Annotated in this window: 1 protein-coding gene; it reads left to right on the top strand. The window is 68.4% G+C overall.

Annotation, left to right across the window (positions count from 1 at the left end):
• Positions 1-17: 17 nt before the first annotated feature.
• Entirely contained in the window at positions 18-701 is a 684-nt protein-coding gene (locus tag BIU97_RS05650) for a hypothetical protein (RefSeq protein WP_071297224.1), read from the top strand.
• The last annotated feature ends 4 nt before the right edge of the window (positions 702-705 follow it).

The following is a 705-nucleotide window of genomic DNA, read 5'->3' on the forward strand; positions in this document are numbered from 1 at the left end:
AGCAAAGGATCCACATCATGCGCAAGAGCCTCAAGACCAGCATCACCCTCGCCACGACCGGCGCCCTCGTCCTCGGTGGCGCAGCGTTCGGGATCTCCTCCGCCAACGCCGCGACGCCCTCGATCCACACGGTGTCGTCGTCGTCGGAGTCGAAGGTCCCCGCACCCGTCGCCTCGGTGCCCGAGGTCCTCGGTGGCTCCACCGCCGTGAAGCTCGACTCCGGCTTCACCGACGCCCTCACCGCCCTCAAGCTCACCCCCGGCGTCTCCGGCGACGCAACCCTCGCCGACGGGTCCGTGTCGTTCCCGATCACCGCCGGTTCGGTCACGTACTGGTCGCCGGACGGCAACTACCGCCCCTACGTGCAGGGCCTGCTCAACCACGACGACTCCGGCCTGACCCTCAAGGCCGGCGACACCACCGTCACGCTCGAGAACTTCGTCGTGAACCCGGGCTCGTCCAAGCTCTACGGCGACGTCCTGGTCAACGGCAAGGTCGCCGCGTCCAACGCGTACCTGTTCGAGCTCTGGGGCGGCTCGCTCAAGCCCCTCCAGCTCGAGGGCGACAACGCCATCCTCACCGGCACCACCGTCCACATCTCCGAGGACGCCGCCGGCCTGCTGAACAAGACCTTCGGCACCGACGCCGTCAAGCGCGGCCTCCTGGTCGGCACCGCCACCATCACCGCCCAGATCAAGTAACACC

Origin of the sequence: Curtobacterium sp. MCBA15_009 (assembly GCF_001864895.1) — a bacterium.
Classification (GTDB): Bacteria; Actinomycetota; Actinomycetes; order Actinomycetales; family Microbacteriaceae; genus Curtobacterium.